Genomic DNA, 16,175 nt, shown 5'->3' on the forward strand with positions numbered 1-16,175 from the left:
TAGTTGGCAGCCGACCGGCGGGTGATATAAAGACACTCCGAAAAAAGCCCGAACCTGCCGAAATGGCGTTGCGTATTCGCTTTCGTGGCCAGCGATGCCGGACGTTCATCCGAAACCTGGCCCCGAGCGTCTTGCCCTTTCAACACGTCCATCGAATCGCGAACCGCGCCATGCTCCACGCAGGTTTCGAGCCGTTTCAGGTGTCGGTTTTTATCGTCATCACGCGTAGGAAAAATCTGTAGGCAGCGACGAATTGTCGCAGATCTTATTCTTTGTTGATTGAACGTTCAATCAAAACAAAATAGACTGGCCCTCAATCCGATCGGCGTCATTCGCCCCTCGGAAGGCCTAAGGAGATGTGCAAGATGCCCAAGGTCGGTATGCAACCCATCCGCCGCCAACAACTGATCGAAGCCACGTTGCAAGCGGTCGATCAGGTCGGAATGGGGGACGCCAGCATTGCGCTGATCGCCCGTCTGGCCGGTGTCTCGAATGGCATCATCAGTCATTACTTTCAGGACAAGAACGGCCTGATTGCCGCCACGATGCGGTACCTGATGACCGCCCTCAGCGAGAGCGTCACCGCGCGCCGTCAGGCGCTGGCAGATGACAGCCCACGGGCGCATCTGCAGGTGATCATCGAAGGCAACTTCGACGCCAGCCAGGTCAATGGCCCGGCAATGAAAACCTGGCTGGCCTTCTGGGCCACCAGCATGCACCAGCCGTCTTTGCACAGGTTGCAGCGGATCAACGATCACCGTCTGTATTCCAACCTGTGCTGCCAGTTCCGCCGTGTGCTGCCGCTCGAAGATGCGCGCAGCGCCGCCCGAGGCCTGGCAGCTTTGATTGATGGCTTGTGGTTGCGCGGCGCGCTGTCGGGAGACGCTTTCGACACGGCGCAGGCGCAACAGATCGCTTACGAATACATGGATTTCCAATTGGCCAAGCAGGTGAGCTAGAGCACACAGAAAACGCTCAGCCCCTGAACTCCACCGCAGCGTGATCGCGGTGGGCAACGCCAACCACCAATGCACTTGCGAGGACACTATGGCCCGTTTCGAACTGCAAAAACTCTACATCGATGGCGCGTACACCGACGCTGGCAGCGATGCCACCTTCGAAGCCATCAACCCGGCGAACGGTGAAGTCCTCGCGCTGGTGCAACGTGCAACCAAGGAAGACGTCGAGCGCGCCGTGGTCAGCGCCGAAAAGGGCCAGAAAATCTGGGCCGCGATGACCGCCATGGAGCGTTCGCGCATCCTGCGTCGCGCCGTCGACATCCTGCGCGAGCGCAACGATGAGCTGGCCGCGCTGGAAACCCTGGACACCGGCAAATCCTTCTCCGAAACCAAGTACGTCGACATCGTCACCGGCGCCGACGTGCTGGAATACTACGCAGGCCTGGTGCCTGCCATCGAAGGCGAGCAGATCCCGCTGCGTGACACCTCTTTCGTTTACACCCGTCGCGAGCCACTGGGCGTGGTTGCCGGTATCGGTGCGTGGAACTACCCGATCCAGATCGCCCTGTGGAAATCCGCACCTGCGCTGGCCGCCGGTAACGCGATGATCTTCAAGCCAAGCGAAGTCACTTCGCTGACTACTCTGAAACTGGCCGAGATCTACACCGAAGCCGGCGTGCCGAACGGCGTGTTCAACGTGCTGACCGGCAGCGGCCGCGAAGTCGGCACCTGGCTGACCGAGCACCCGCGCATCGAGAAAATCTCCTTCACCGGCGGCACCGACACCGGCAAGAAAGTCATGGCCAGCGCCTCGGCCTCGTCGCTCAAGGACGTGACCATGGAACTGGGCGGCAAGTCGCCGCTGATCATCTGCGACGACGCCGATCTGGATCGCGCCGCCGACACCGCGATGATGGCCAACTTCTACAGCTCCGGTCAGGTCTGCACCAACGGCACCCGTGTATTCGTCCCGGCGCACCTGAAAGCCGCGTTCGAAGCCAAGATCGTTGAGCGCGTTGCACGCATCCGCGTCGGCAACCCGGAAGACGAAAACACCAACTTCGGCCCGCTGGTCAGCTTCGCCCACATGGAAAGCGTGCTGTCCTACATCGAAAAAGGTAAGGAAGAAGGTGCCCGCGTACTGTGCGGCGGCGGTCGTCTGACCGATGGCGAATTCGCCAAGGGCGCGTTCGTTGCGCCAACCGTGTTCACCGACTGCACCGACGAGATGACTATCGTGCGCGAAGAAATCTTCGGCCCGGTCATGGCGATCCTCTCCTACGAAACCGAAGAAGAAGTGATCCGCCGCGCCAACGACACCGACTTCGGCCTGGCCGCCGGTATCGTCACCCGCGACCTGAACCGCGCGCACCGCGTGATTCATCAACTGGAAGCCGGTATCTGCTGGATCAACGCCTGGGGCGAGTCCGACGCGAAAATGCCGGTCGGCGGCTACAAGCAGTCGGGCGTGGGCCGTGAAAACGGAATCAGCTCGCTGAACAACTTCACCCGCATCAAATCGGTACAGGTCGAGCTGGGCGATTACGTCTCGGTGTTCTGATCTGACCCAGAGTCCGGGTGGGGCCCTTGTGGCGAGGGGATTCATCCCCGTTGGGCTGCGAAGCAGCCCCCTCACCCAGACACTGCAATTCTCCAGACAGAACCCAGTCGCTGACTCTGCGACTGCTGCGCAGCCGAACGGGGATAAATCCCCTCGCCACAGGTGCGCGGTCACAGTTGACCTGACCAACTTCAAAGAGGGTGCATTCAATGTCCCAAGAATTCGATTACATCATCATCGGCGCCGGCTCGGCCGGTAACACCCTGGCGACCCGTCTGACTGAAGACGAAGGCGTCACCGTGCTGCTGCTCGAAGCCGGTGGCCCGGACTACCGCCTCGACTTCCGCACGCAAATGCCGGCGGCGCTGGCGTTCCCGTTGCAGGGTCGTCGCTACAACTGGGCTTACGAAACCGATCCAGAGCCACACATGGACGGTCGTCGCATGGAGTGCGGTCGCGGCAAGGGCCTCGGCGGTTCTTCGCTGATCAACGGCATGTGCTACATCCGCGGCAACGCCATGGACTACGACGGCTGGGCGAAACTGCCGGGCTTGGAAGACTGGTCCTACCTCGACTGCCTGCCGTACTTCCGCAAAGCCGAAACCCGTGACATCGGCCCGAACGATTACCACGGTGGCGACGGCCCGGTCAGCGTGACCACGCCGAAAGCCGGCAATAATCCGTTGTTCCACGCCATGGTTGAAGCCGGCGTGCAAGCCGGTTATCCGCGCACCGAAGATTTGAACGGCTACCAGCAGGAAGGCTTCGGCCCGATGGACCGCACCGTGACGCCGAATGGCCGTCGTGCTTCCACCGCGCGTGGCTACCTCGACATCGCCAAGCAGCGTTCGACCCTGACCATCGTCACTCACGCTCTGACCGACAAGATCCTGTTTGAAGGCAAGCGCGCGGTCGGTGTGCGTTACCTGATTGGCGACGCCGAAGAGCGCGTTGAAGCCAAGGCGCGCAAGGAAGTCCTGCTGTGCTCCGGCGCCATCGCCTCGCCGCAAATTCTGCAGCGCTCCGGTGTCGGCCCGGCGAAACTGCTGGAAAGCCTCGACATCCCGGTGGTTCACGACCTGCCGGGCGTTGGCGAAAATCTGCAGGATCACCTTGAGCTGTACCTGCAATACGCCTGCACCCAACCGGTTTCGCTGTACCCGTCGCTGCTCTGGTACAACCAGCCGGCGATCGGTGCCGAGTGGCTGTTCAACGGTACCGGCATCGGCGCCAGCAACCAGTTCGAGGCCGGCGGCTTCATCCGTTCGCGTCCGGAATTCGAATGGCCGAACATCCAGTACCACTTCCTGCCGGTGGCGATTAACTACAACGGCAGCAACGGTGTGAAAGAACACGGTTTCCAGGCGCACATGGGTTCCATGCGTTCGCCGAGCCGTGGTCGCATCCAGGTCAAATCCAAGGATCCACGCCAGCACCCGAGCATACTGTTCAACTACATGGCCACCGAGCAGGACTGGCAGGAATTCCGCGACGGCATCCGCCTGACCCGGGAAATCATGCAACAGCCGGCACTGGACGCGTTCCGTGGCCGCGAAATCAGCCCGGGCATTGAAGTGCAAACCGATGAGCAGCTCGACAAGTTTATCCGCGAGCACGCCGAAACCGCGTTCCACCCGTCCTGCTCGTGCAAGATGGGCACCGACGAGATGGCCGTGGTCGATGGCGAAGGTCGTGTGCATGGCATGCAAAGCCTGCGCGTGATCGATGCCTCGATCATGCCGATCATCACTACCGGCAACCTCAACGCGCCGACGATCATGATGGCCGAGAAAATCGCCGACAAGATCCGCGGCCGCAAGCCGCTGCCACGCAGCAATGCGGCTTACTACGTGGCGAACGGCGCGCCGGTGAAGGGCAAGCCGATGCGTGATATCACCCCGGTTACTCAGTAATCCAGTTACACCGCATCAAGGCTGATCGCGAGCAGGCTCACTCCTACAAGGATTCTCCAGTGAACACAAACTCTGTGGACACTGACGATTAACTGTAGGAGTGAGCCTGCTCGCGATGAGGCCCTACCATTCAGCACAAATCCCTCTGTTTCAAGTAAATCCCCCTACACCCCCTCTTCACTTGATCCTACCCCCACGCAGGCCTACTCTAGACCTCGCGCAACCGTTTCACCCCGCCCCGCCGTCGCTCTACCGCTTCCCCCTACAAGGAGGTTCCCGAATGTTCGATTTCCACCCCCAGCTCAAGCAGCGCTTCGCTGCCTTGCGCACGGGCGCTGAATTCTTTTCCCTGCGCTATGTGCGCGAATCCGGGCAGTACCTGTCGGTGCGCAAGAATGTCGCCGAACCGCCGAGCCTGAGCCGGGACGAAGGGGCGATGCTCACCGTGCGCGTCAATGGCGTCGAAGCCTACGCCGCGACCAACGACCTGTCGCAGCAAGGCCTGCAAGCGGCCCTCGAACGCGCCGAACAGCAGGCACGCCGGCTCAAGCCGCATGCCCTGCTCGACCTGCGCGAGCAACCGGTCTCAAGCGACCGCGCCGATTATTTTTCCCCCAACCTGGAACAGCCCTTCCCGTCCCTGAGCGAATGCTTCGAACTGCTCGGTGCGGAGTCCGCCTCGGTGCCCAAGGACGAGCGCCTGGTCAATTGGCAGGTGAGCATCGGCATTACCCACGTCGAGCAGATTTATTTGAGCAGCGCAGGCGCCGAACTGCGTCAGGCCCAGCGCTTCGTCTACCCGAGCCTCGACGTCACCGCCTACGACGGCAACGACAGCCAGACCCGCAGCCTGGGCCGTGAAAACTTCGGCCAACAGGGCGGCGCCGATGTGATCAGCCGCTGCGGCCTGGTCGGCGCCGGCCCGCAAGTCGCCGATCAGGCGCTGCAATTGTTGCTCGCCCCCAATACGCCGCAAGGCCCGCGCGATCTGCTGTTGATGCCGGACCAGATGATGTTGCAGATCCACGAGTCCATCGGCCATCCGCTGGAACTCGACCGGATTTTGGGCGACGAGCGCAATTACGCCGGCACCAGTTTCGTCAAGACCAGCGATTTCGGCAGCCTGCAATACGGCTCGAACCTGCTCAACGTAACTTTCGATCCGGGCATTCCTGAAGAACTCGCCAGCTACGGCCATGACGACGACGGCACCGCGGCGAGCAAACAATTCCTGATTCGCGATGGCCTGCTGCTGCGCCCATTGGGCGGGGCGCTGTCGCAGTATCGCGCCGGCCTCGACGGCGTTGCCAACAGCCGCGCCTGCGGCTGGAACCGGCCGCCGATCGACCGCATGGCCAACCTCAATATCGAGCCGGGCGATCAGACGCTGGAGCAGATGATTGGCGGTATCGAACACGGCATTCTGATGAGCACCAACCGTTCGTGGTCGATCGACGATGCGCGCAACAAATTCCAGTTCGGCTGCGAATGGGGCCAGTTGATCGAGAAGGGTGAACTTAAAGGCGTGGTGAAAAATCCCAACTACCGGGCAATTTCCGCGCACTTCTGGAAAAGCCTGCGCGCGGTCGGCGACGCCAACACCGTCAAGGTGCTCGGCACGCCGAACTGCGGAAAGGGCGAACCGAACCAGGTAATCCGCGTCGGCCATGCTTCGCCGGCCTGCGTATTCAGCAACATTGATGTGTTTGGGGGAGACGCCTGATGAACATTTCCAAGCGTCAGTCCGACGCCTTCAAGGTCATGGTCGACTGGCTGCGCGACAGTGTGCGCGAGCCGGAACAATTCACGCTCAGCTACGCCGCCGAAGCCTCGGCGTTCGTGCGCTTCAATCACGCCAAGGTGCGCCAGGCCGGGCAGGTGCAGCAGGCCAATGTCGGCTTGAAACTGATCAACGACGGTCGTCACGCCGACTTGCAGATCACCTTGTCCGGGGACCAGGAAGCCGACCTGCAACGTCTTGCCGAAGGCCTGCAACAACTGCGCGAAACCCTGCCATTGCTGCCGCAGGATCCGTATCTGCTGCTCAATCACAACGGCTGGCAGAGTACGCATGTACAAGCGCATCCGCTGCCGGATACCGAAGATGTCGTGGCCCAAATCTGCGCGGCCGCTGAAGGTCTGGATTTGGTCGGTTTTTACGCGGCCGGCCCGATCAGCCGGGGTTTCGCCAGTTCGGCGGGTGCGTTTGGCTGGCATGAGGCCAACAGTTTCAATTTCGACTTCAGTCTGTTTCACGAAAACGGCGAAGCGGTAAAAGCCAGCTACGCCGGCCACGACTGGAGCGATGAAGGTTTCGCCAGGCGTTTCGCTCAGGCACGCGAGCAACTGGAGTTTCTTGGTCGTCCGTTGCGCACCTTGGCGCCAGGTCAGTATCGCGCCTATCTGGCACCGGCAGCGCTGGAAGAAATCATGGGCATGCTCAGCTGGGGCGGCTTCTCGGCGCAGTCGATCGCCAGCAAGAGCAGTCCGTTGCAGAAACTGTATGTCGGTGATCAGGCGTTCAGCCCGTTGGTGTCGCTGGATGAAAAGGTCAGCGAATCGCTAAGCCCGGCGTTTTCCGCAGAAGGTTATCCGCGCAGCGATCTGCGGCTGATCATCGAAGGCCAGGCCGGCGATCAACTGGTCGGTTCGCGCAGTGCGGCCGAATACGGTTTGGCGGCCAACGGCGCGGGCGGCGGCGAAATGCCCAGTGCGTTGAACATGGCGGCCGGTGATCTGTCGCAAGAACAGATATTGAAAGAGCTGGGCACCGGGCTGTACATCAGCAATCTGTGGTACCTGAACTACTCGGATCAACCGGCGGCGCGCATGACCGGCATGACCCGCTTCGCGACCTTCTGGGTCGAGAACGGCGAGATCCAGGCACCGGTCAGCACCATGCGTTTCGACGATAGCGCCTACAGCCTGCTCGGTTCGCAGCTTGAGGCGTTGACCACGGAGCGCGAATTACTGCTGTCGGCGAGTACCTACAGCCAGCGCAATACATCGTCATCGCTGCTGCCAGGGGCGCTGATCAGCCGGTTGACCCTAACGCTGTAAAACAAAGATCCCCGGCACACAGGGATCAACTGTTGGAATAGAAACTGTGGCGAGGGGATTTATCCCCGATGGACTGCGCAGCAGTCCCGCTTTTTTGGGGCCGCTGCGCGACCCAGCGGGGATAAATCCCCTCGCCACAGGGTTTCATGTTTGAACAAAATCTGGATTAACCACCCATCAGAGGTTCCATGCCCAACCGCCCGCCTCTCGACGCCATCACCGCCCGCTGGTTGCCGTGGGTGGTGGCCATTGCGTTTTTCATGCAGTCCCTCGACGGGACGATTCTCAACACCGCGCTGCCGGCCATGGCCAGCGATCTGGCCGAAGACCCGTTGCGCATGCAGGGCGTGATCATTGCCTACATGCTCACCGTGGCCCTGTTGATCCCGGCCTCAGGCTGGATAGCCGACCGCTTCGGCACCAAGAAAATCTTCTTCGGCGCAATTCTGCTGTTCAGCTTCGGCTCGCTGCTGTGCGCCTTGTCCAGCAGCCTGAGCATGCTGATCGGTGCACGGGTGATTCAGGGCCTCGGCGGTGCGCTGATGTTGCCGGTCGGGCGGTTGGTGGTATTGCGCGCCTATCCGCGCTCGGAACTGGTGCGGATCATGGGTTTCATCACCATCCCCGGCCTGCTCGGCCCGCTGATTGGTCCGACCATGGGCGGCTGGATGGTCGAATACCTGACGTGGCACTGGATCTTCCTGATCAATCTGCCGGTCGGGGTGATCGGTTGCTACGCGGTGTGGAAATTCATTCCCGACCTGCGCGGCACTGAGCGCACGCGCTTCGATAGCCTCGGCTTCCTGCTGTTTGGCGCGGCGATGATCCTTATCACCATCGCCATGGAAGGCCTCGGCGAACTGCACTTGCCGCACCTGCGGGTGATGTTGCTGCTGTTCGCCGGCATGGCCTGTCTGGCGGCGTACTGGTTGCGCGCCGGGCATATCGAGAATCCGCTGTTCGCGCCGTCGCTGTTCAAGACCCGCACCTTCGCCGTCGGCATTCTCGGCAACCTGTTCGCGCGTCTGGGCAGCGGCGCCCTGCCGTTTCTGGTGCCGTTGCTGCTGCAAGTGGCCTTGGGGTATTCGCCGTCTCAGGCCGGCATGAGCATGTTGCCGCTGGCCGCTGCGGCGATGGTTGCCAAGTGGGTCGCACGACCGCTGATCGAACGCCTCGGCTATCGCATCGTGCTCACCGGCAACACCCTGGCACTGGGGATCATGCTGGCGAGCATGGGCCTGGTCAGCGAGCAGACGCCGTACTGGCTGCTGTTGTGCCTGCTGGCGGTGCTGGGGGCAATCAACTCGCTGCAATTCACGGCGATGAACACCGTGACGCTGATCGACCTTGACGATGCCAGCGCCAGCAGCGGCAACAGCTTGCTGTCGGTGGTGGCGCAACTGTCGCTGAGCCTCGGCGTGGCGTGTGCCGGTGCGCTGCTCGGCGGCTTCACCGCCAAGGTCGGCAACGATGGCGTGGAAACCGTACTCGGCGCGTTCCAGCTGACCTTTGTCACCGTCGGCATCATGGCCATGCTCGCCGCGACGATTTTCTCGCAGCTGTCGAAGGAAGACGGCCGCCGCGCCAAGCGTCCTGAAGAGCACATCGAGCACTGATTCTGCCAAAGGACTTCTGGAGCTGCTGAAGGACTACTGTGGCGAGGGGATTTATCCCCGTTGGGGTGCGTAGCGCCCCTCTGCTTCTGCTGTCGCCTCGGCCAGTCAGGCTGATCGCATTCATCTTTTTTGGGGGGCGCTACGCACCCCAACGGGGATAAATCCCCTCGCCACAGGTAATTCCCTGCCTCGGGTTCAATCGCTGTTCGTCCAGAACTGTCGAGGAAATCATCACGGGGCTGCTACACTGCGCGACATTTTGTTTTGCAGGCCAGTCCCGTGACCACCATCGCCACCGCTTTTAATACTCTGCCGCTGTCCGCCGCCATGCTGGCTAACCTCGAATCACTCGGTTATGCCCAGATGACGCCGATCCAGGCGCAGAGCTTGCCGGTGATCCTCAAGGGGATGGACCTGATCGCCCAGGCCAAGACCGGCAGCGGCAAGACCGCCGCGTTCGGCATCGGCCTGCTCAACCCGATCAACCCGCGCTACTTCGGTTGCCAGGCGCTGGTGATCTGCCCGACCCGCGAGTTGGCCGACCAGGTCGCCAAGGAAGTCCGCCGTCTGGCCCGTGCCGAAGACAACATCAAGGTCCTGACCCTGTGCGGTGGCGTGTCGTTCGGTCCGCAGATCGCTTCGCTGGAACACGGCGCGCACATCATCGTCGGCACCCCGGGGCGCATTCAGCAGCACCTGCGCAAGGGTTCGCTGGTGCTCGATGGCCTGAACACGCTGATTCTCGACGAAGCCGACCGCATGCTCGACATGGGTTTCTACGACGCCATCGAAGACATCATCATCAAGACCCCGGAGCGCCGTCAGACCCTGCTGTTCTCCGCGACGTACCCGGTGGGCATCAAGCAACTGGCGTCGAAATTCATGCGCGACCCGCAGACCGTGAAGGCTGAAGCCTTCCATGACGACACGCAGATCGAGCAGCGCTTCTACGAGATTTCCCCGGAAGAGCGCATGAGCGCGGTGACCAAAGTCCTGCACCATTTCCGTCCGGCGTCCTGCGTGGCGTTCTGCTTCACCAAGCAACAGGTGCAGGAAACCGTCGATCACCTGACCGCCAAAGGCATTTCTGCGGTCGGCCTGCACGGCGATCTGGAACAGCGCGATCGCGATCAAGTGCTGGCGATGTTCGCCAACCGCAGCACTTCGGTACTGGTTGCCACCGACGTTGCGGCACGTGGTCTGGACATCGACGCGCTGGACATGGTGATCAACGTCGAGCTGGCGCGCGATTCGGAAATCCACATTCACCGCGTCGGCCGTACCGGTCGTGCGGGCGAGAAAGGCATCGCCATCAGCCTCGTCGCGCCGTCCGAAGCACACCGTGCGCAAGCCATCGAACAACTGCAGAAAGCACCGCTGAACTGGGATCAGATCGACAACCTGAAGTCTCAGGGCCTGGCACCGCTGCAACCGCCGATGACCACCCTGTGCATCGGCGCCGGTCGCAAGGACAAAGTGCGTCCGGGCGACATTCTCGGCGCGCTCACAGGCGAAGCCGGCATTCCCGGCGCTCAGGTTGGCAAGATTGCGATTTTCGATTTCCAGGCCTACGTGGCCGTGGAACGCACCGTCGCCATGCAGGCCTTGCAGCGCCTGAACGACGGCAAGATCAAGGGCCGTTCGTTGCGGGTGCGTATTCTGTAAGCGATCTCCCATCCATAGGAGATCCCTTGTGGGAGCGAGCCTGCTCGCGAATGCAATCTGTCAGTCGACATCATTGTTGAATGACACAACGCTTTCGCGAGCAGGCTCGCTCCCACAGTTTGTTTTGTAGTGACCCACCAAGAGGACACCGTTTTGCGCTCTACCGAAGTCGTGATCATTGGCGCTGGCGCCGCCGGCTTGATGTGTGCCCTGACCGCCGCCGGGCGTGGGCGCGAAGTGTTGTTGCTCGACCATGCGAACAAGGCCGGCAAGAAGATCCTCATGTCGGGCGGTGGCCGCTGCAATTTCACCAACATGTACACCGAGCCGAGCAATTTCCTTTCGCAGAATCCGCATTTCTGCAAATCGGCACTGGCGCGTTACACCCAGTGGGACTTTATCGGTCTGGTCGGCAAACACGGCGTGCCGTACCACGAGAAGAAACTCGGCCAGCTGTTCTGCGATAACAAATCCAGCGACATCCTCGGCCTGCTTCTCGATGAATGCGATCAGGCAGGCGTAGAGCTGCACCTCGACACGTCGATCCAGACGATTGAAAAGGTCGACAACGGCTATTTGCTCGACACCACCCTCGGCCAGATTCAATGCCAATCGCTAGTCATCGCCACCGGCGGCCTGTCGATTCCAACCCTGGGCGCGACCGGATTCGGTTATCAAGTGGCGAAACAGTTCGGCCATGAACTGCTGCCGACCCGCGCCGGCCTGGTGCCGTTCACCATCACCGATCAGCTCAAGGAGCTGTGCACCGAGCTGTCCGGAACGTCGGTGGATTGTCTGGTCAGCTGCAACGACCAGAGCTTTCGCGAAAACCTCCTGTTCACACATCGCGGCCTCAGCGGCCCGGCGATCCTGCAGATTTCCTCGTTCTGGGAACCCGGCGACACGGTCGAGATCAACCTGCTGCCGGATCACGACGCCGCCACATGGCTGCAACAGCAAGTCGCCGAGCGCCCGAACAGCGAGCTGAAAACCCTGCTTGGCGAGATCTTCACCAAGAAAATGGCCAATCTGCTGGCGGACAGCTGGTTTGTCTCCAAGCCGATGAAGCAGTACACCCACGCGGAACTGGCACATATCGCCGAGAAGCTCGGCAGCTGGAAGGTTGTGCCGGCAGGGACTGAAGGCTATCGCACCGCTGAAGTGACCCTGGGCGGCGTCGACACCCGTGAGGTCTCGTCCAAGACCATGGAATCGTTGAAGAGCCCCGGCCTGTATTTCATTGGTGAAGTGCTGGATGTCACCGGGCATCTGGGCGGGTTCAATTTTCAATGGGCCTGGGCCTCCGGTTACGCTGCTGCGCAGTACGCTTAACTCAAGGCCAAATACAAAACCCTGTAGGAGTGAGCCTGCTCGCGATAGCGGCCTGTCAGCCAATAAATTCGGTGACAGACACACCGCTATCGCGAGCAGGCTCACTCCTACATTTGTCATGTGTGATGCAGTAAGGAACACTTTTTGCTGTCAGATGTGCTCGGCGCCATTGCGTCGGCGTCATTACTGGCTCAATTTAGCGGCATCGCCTCGGAAGGCCTTCGCACTTCATGTCCTCGACCTCGTTTCGTCAGTCTTTGCGGCGCCTGTGGGCGCTGGATAAATTCAGCTACAGCGTGCGGGTATTCATCGCCCTGACCGGCAGCATGGCGCTGTGTTGGTATCAGGATGAAATGGGCCTGCTGATCCCGTTATTCCTGGGAATCATCGCCAGCGCCCTGGCCGAGACCGACGACAGTTGGCAGGGTCGCCTCAATGCGCTGGCAGTGACGCTGGTGTGTTTCAGCATCGCCGCGCTGTCGGTGGAGCTGCTCTTCCCCTACCCGATCATTTTTGCCGCGGCCCTGGCACTGGCCAGTTTCGGCCTGACCATGCTCGGTGCACTGGGCGAACGTTATGGGGCGATTGCCTCGGCGACGCTGATTCTCTCGGTGTACACGATGATCGGCGTCGACCAGCGTGGCGGCGCAGTCACCGACTTCTGGCATGAACCGATGCTGCTGGTGGCCGGCGCGGCGTGGTACGGCCTGCTCTCGGTGCTGTGGCAGGCGCTGTTTTCCAATCAGCCGGTGCAGCAGAGCCTGGCGCGGTTGTTCCGTGAGCTGGGTTTTTACCTGAAGCTGAAATCCTCGCTGTTCGAGCCGATCAGGCAAATGGACGTCGAGGCTCGACGCCTCGAATTGGCGCAACAGAATGGGCGCGTGGTCGCCGCGCTCAATACGGCCAAGGAAATCATTCTGCACCGGGTCGGCAACGGCCGCCCCGGCTCGAAAGTCAGCCGCTACCTCAAGCTGTACTTCCTCGCACAGGACATTCACGAACGCGCCAGCTCGTCGCACTATCCCTACAACGCCTTGGCCGAGGCGTTCTTTCACAGCGACGTGCTGTTCCGCTGCCAGCGTCTGCTGCGCCAGCAGGGCAAGGCCTGTCGCGCGCTGGCCGAATCGATTCAGATGCGCCAACCGTTCACCTATGACGCCAGTTTTGCCGAGGCCCTTAGCGACCTCGACGCCTCGCTTGAACACCTGCGCATCCAGAGCAATCCGGCGTGGCGCGGCCTGCTGCGCTCGCTGCGCGCACTGGCAACCAACCTCGGCACCCTAGACCGTCTGCTCAGCGACGCGAGCAACCCCGACGCCCTCGCCGACGCCACCGACAGCAGCCTGCTCGACCGCTCGCCGCGCAATCTCAAAGACGTATGGATTCGCCTGCGTACGCAACTGACGCCGACCTCATTGCTGTTCCGCCATGCCCTGCGCCTGCCACTGGCGCTGAGCATCGGCTACGGCATGGTGCATCTGATCCACCCTTCGCAAGGCTACTGGATCATCCTCACCACGCTGTTCGTCTGCCAGCCGAACTACGGCGCGACGCGGCGCAAACTCGGCCAGCGGATTATCGGCACGGCGATCGGCCTGACCGTGGCGTGGGCATTGTTCGATCTGTTCCCCAACCCATTGGTGCAGTCATGTTTTGCCATCGCCGCCGGGGTAGTGTTCTTTACCAACCGCACCACCCGCTACACCCTCGCGACGGCGGCGATCACCATCATGGTGCTGTTCTGCTTCAATCAGGTGGGCGACGGTTACGGGCTGTTCCTGCCACGGCTGTTCGATACCTTGCTGGGCAGCCTGATTGCGGGGCTGGCGGTGTTCCTGTTCCTGCCTGACTGGCAAGGTCGGCGCCTGAACAAAGTGCTGGCCAACACCCTGACCTGCAACAGCATTTATCTGCGCCAGATCATGCAGCAATACGCCGCTGGCAAAAGCGACAACCTCGCCTATCGACTGGCCCGCCGCAATGCGCACAACGCCGATGCGGCACTGTCGACGACACTGGCGAATATGCTCATGGAGCCAGGGCATTTCCGTAAGGAAGCCGATGTCGGCTTCCGCTTTCTGGTGCTGTCGCACACGCTGCTCAGTTATCTGTCGGGGCTGGGCGCGCACCGCGAGACGCAACTGCCGGCCGATGTGCGCGAACACTTGATCGAAGGCGCCGGGGCGAAACTGGCCGCCAGCATCGACGAGATCGCCCAAGGCCTGGCGAGCAAACAGCCGGTCGCGATTCAAAGCGATGAAGAGGAAGCACTGGCCAATGAGCTGGAGCAGATGCCCGATGAAATCGATGAGGGCCAGCGTCTGGTACAAACACAGTTGGCGCTGATTTGCCGGCAGTTGGGGCCGTTGCGCACGTTGGCGGCGCATCTGATCAAGGACACCAGTGAGGTCAGCGCTGGCTGAAAGGCCTTCGCGAGCAGGCTCGCTCCCACAATTTGAAATGCATCCCCTGTGGGAGCGAGCCTGCTCGCGAAGACGCCATCAGCCAAAGGCCGGATCAGCCCTCACATCCCATGTCGTCGCAACAACTTCTCGTAAGTCCCGTCGGTCTTCATCTCGGCAATCGCCCGATCAAACCCGGCCACAATCTGCTCATGCTGCGGGTTCTTAAGGCTGACCAGGATATGCAGGCTGTTCTCACTCAACGGCTTGGGTAGAAACTCCACCGAGTTCCGCACCTTGGCCGATTCCCGCGCCAGGTAGTATTTCGCTACGTACTCGTCTTCCAGCGTCAGCTTGACCCGATCCGCCGCGAGCATGCGCACGCCCATGGCGAAGTTATGCACAGGGACTTTCTGCAGCGCGGTGTCGGCATCGAACGGCGCCGAGTACGCATAACCACGCACGACCGCAATCGGATAAGTGTGCAGCTGTTGCAGATTGCTGTATTCGACCGGAGTGTCCTTGCGCTTGAGGAAGCGAATGCGGTTAGTCAGGTATTCGCCAGAGAACTGGCCGATCAGGGTGCGCTCGTCGTTGTACCAGGCGTTGACCAGCACGTCGTAACGCCCTTCGCCAATCCCCAGCAACGCCCGCGCCCAAGGCACTTGTTCATAACCGCTGGCATAGCCGGAGCGGGCCAGCGCAGTGCTGACAATGTCGGTGGCCAGGCCACCGTTGACCAGCGCGTCGTCGGTAAAGGGCGGCCAGTTATCGAACACCAGCCGCAGCTTCTGCGCCGCAGCGCTCTGGGCCAGCAGCAACAATCCGATCAAAGCAACGACTTGCAGCAATCGCAGCATGCTTGAACATCCTCAGCGGGCGTCTGCCCGACGTGTCTTCACGTCAAAATCCAAGGCCCCTTACCGGCAAAACCCAAGCGTTGAACATTAGCTCATGCAAGCCGGTGCGCAGTGCTCACCAGCAGATTACACAAAGTCGGCATGACTGCGCGAAAGGAATGATGGCATTTTGACCTTTGTCCCCGACGCTTACGCCATACAGACATCTTCGGCGAGTGCGCTTAGTATCGGCCGACACGTTCAAGGAATCGGAAAATGACTATCGAGTGGATCTGCAAACATCACAGCGATCTGGGCAAAGAGCAGCTTTACGCGGTTTTGAAGCTACGCTCGGACGTGTTTGTGGTGGAACAGAAATGCGCCTACCCGGATCTCGACGGTCAGGATCTGGAGGGCGACACCCACCACCTGATGGGGTGGGAGGATGATCAGTTGATGGCTTACCTGCGCCTTTTGGATCCGGAGTCCCAGGGCGGTGACGTAATCATCGGCCGCGTGATCACCGCGCCCGCCGGTCGCGGCAAAGGGCTGGGGCACGCGATGATGGAGCAGGCGCTGAAACAGGCCGAGAAGCACTGGCCGCAGGTGCCGATCTATCTGTCGGCACAGGCGCATTTGCAGGGGTATTACGGCAAGTACGGGTTTGACGTGGCGGGTGAGGAGTATCTGGAAGATGGCATCCCGCATATAGGCATGCGTCGTTCTTGAGGGCCCTTTCGCGAGCAAGCCCGCTCCCACATTTTGACCGGATTTTTCTGAAGAACTCGGTCTACTGTGGGAGCGGGCTTGCTCGCGAAGGCGTCAGCC

General features: G+C 61.1%; 11 protein-coding genes. 10 read left to right on the top strand and 1 reads right to left on the bottom strand.

Features of this window, described 5'->3' with window-relative positions; genetic code table 11:
- Positions 1 to 365: 365 nt before the first annotated feature.
- The 9 genes from betI to yccS all read left to right on the top strand — a co-directional run bounded on the left by betI (position 366) and on the right by yccS (position 14,529).
- A complete protein-coding gene (gene betI, locus HU755_RS08675; RefSeq protein WP_042561476.1) occupies positions 366 to 959 on the top strand; it encodes a transcriptional regulator BetI in 594 nt (197 codons plus the stop codon).
- Between the two features lie 88 nt (positions 960 to 1,047).
- The gene (gene betB / locus HU755_RS08680) at positions 1,048 to 2,520 is read left to right on the top strand and encodes a betaine-aldehyde dehydrogenase (RefSeq protein ID WP_186631585.1); all 1,473 of its coding nucleotides are present in this window, start codon (positions 1,048 to 1,050) and stop codon (positions 2,518 to 2,520) included.
- Between the two features lie 209 nt (positions 2,521 to 2,729).
- Positions 2,730 to 4,433, top strand: a complete 1,704-nt coding sequence (gene betA / locus HU755_RS08685) for a choline dehydrogenase (RefSeq protein WP_186631588.1) — start codon at positions 2,730 to 2,732, stop codon at positions 4,431 to 4,433.
- Positions 4,434 to 4,713: 280 nt separating this feature from the next.
- Complete coding sequence (locus HU755_RS08690) at positions 4,714 to 6,156, top strand: TldD/PmbA family protein (RefSeq protein ID WP_186549277.1); 1,443 nt, start codon at positions 4,714 to 4,716, stop codon at positions 6,154 to 6,156.
- Positions 6,156 to 7,493 carry a TldD/PmbA family protein gene (locus HU755_RS08695; protein ID WP_186631591.1) on the top strand — a complete coding sequence of 446 codons (1,338 nt, stop codon included), beginning with the start codon at positions 6,156 to 6,158 and terminating at the stop codon, positions 7,491 to 7,493. The genes HU755_RS08690 and HU755_RS08695 overlap by 1 nt, the downstream gene beginning before the upstream one ends.
- Positions 7,494 to 7,681: 188 nt before the next feature.
- Positions 7,682 to 9,109 carry a multidrug transporter subunit MdtD gene (gene mdtD, locus HU755_RS08700; protein WP_186549281.1) on the top strand — a complete coding sequence of 476 codons (1,428 nt, stop codon included), beginning with the start codon at positions 7,682 to 7,684 and terminating at the stop codon, positions 9,107 to 9,109.
- A 279-nt stretch (positions 9,110 to 9,388) separates the two neighbouring features.
- Entirely contained in the window at positions 9,389 to 10,774 is a 1,386-nt protein-coding gene (gene dbpA / locus HU755_RS08705; protein WP_024014613.1) for an ATP-dependent RNA helicase DbpA, read from the top strand.
- 153 nt (positions 10,775 to 10,927) lie between these two features.
- On the top strand, positions 10,928 to 12,106 hold the full coding sequence (locus HU755_RS08710) for an NAD(P)/FAD-dependent oxidoreductase (RefSeq protein WP_186631594.1): 1,179 nt from the start codon (positions 10,928 to 10,930) through the stop codon (positions 12,104 to 12,106).
- A 230-nt stretch (positions 12,107 to 12,336) separates the two neighbouring features.
- Positions 12,337 to 14,529 (top strand): YccS family putative transporter, encoded by a 2,193-nt coding sequence (yccS, locus tag HU755_RS08715; RefSeq protein WP_186631597.1) that lies wholly within the window; start codon positions 12,337 to 12,339, stop codon positions 14,527 to 14,529.
- A gap of 101 nt (positions 14,530 to 14,630) precedes the next feature.
- Here yccS and HU755_RS08720 read toward each other — a convergent pair whose 3' ends face one another.
- A complete protein-coding gene (locus tag HU755_RS08720) occupies positions 14,631 to 15,368 on the bottom strand; it encodes an ABC transporter substrate-binding protein (RefSeq protein WP_186631599.1) in 738 nt (245 codons plus the stop codon).
- Positions 15,369 to 15,623: 255 nt separating this feature from the next.
- On the opposite strand from HU755_RS08720, the gene HU755_RS08725 reads away from it, so the two are divergent.
- Entirely contained in the window at positions 15,624 to 16,076 is a 453-nt protein-coding gene (locus HU755_RS08725) for a GNAT family N-acetyltransferase (protein ID WP_186631603.1), read from the top strand.
- The last annotated feature ends 99 nt before the right edge of the window (positions 16,077 to 16,175 follow it).

Source organism: Pseudomonas sp. SWRI111, assembly GCF_014268555.1.
Lineage (GTDB): Bacteria > Pseudomonadota > Gammaproteobacteria > Pseudomonadales > Pseudomonadaceae > Aquipseudomonas > Aquipseudomonas hamedanensis.

Coding starts and splice junctions, on each gene's coding strand:
- HU755_RS08695 (WP_186631591.1), top strand. CDS start 6,156: ATGAACATTTCCAAGCGTCAGTCCGACGCCTTCAAGGTCATGGTCGAC.
- betI (WP_042561476.1), top strand. CDS start 366: ATGCCCAAGGTCGGTATGCAACCCATCCGCCGCCAACAACTGATCGAA.
- betA (WP_186631588.1), top strand. CDS start 2,730: ATGTCCCAAGAATTCGATTACATCATCATCGGCGCCGGCTCGGCCGGT.
- betB (WP_186631585.1), top strand. CDS start 1,048: ATGGCCCGTTTCGAACTGCAAAAACTCTACATCGATGGCGCGTACACC.
- yccS (WP_186631597.1), top strand. CDS start 12,337: ATGTCCTCGACCTCGTTTCGTCAGTCTTTGCGGCGCCTGTGGGCGCTG.
- mdtD (WP_186549281.1), top strand. CDS start 7,682: ATGCCCAACCGCCCGCCTCTCGACGCCATCACCGCCCGCTGGTTGCCG.
- HU755_RS08720 (WP_186631599.1), bottom strand. CDS start 15,368: ATGCTGCGATTGCTGCAAGTCGTTGCTTTGATCGGATTGTTGCTGCTG.
- HU755_RS08690 (WP_186549277.1), top strand. CDS start 4,714: ATGTTCGATTTCCACCCCCAGCTCAAGCAGCGCTTCGCTGCCTTGCGC.
- HU755_RS08725 (WP_186631603.1), top strand. CDS start 15,624: ATGACTATCGAGTGGATCTGCAAACATCACAGCGATCTGGGCAAAGAG.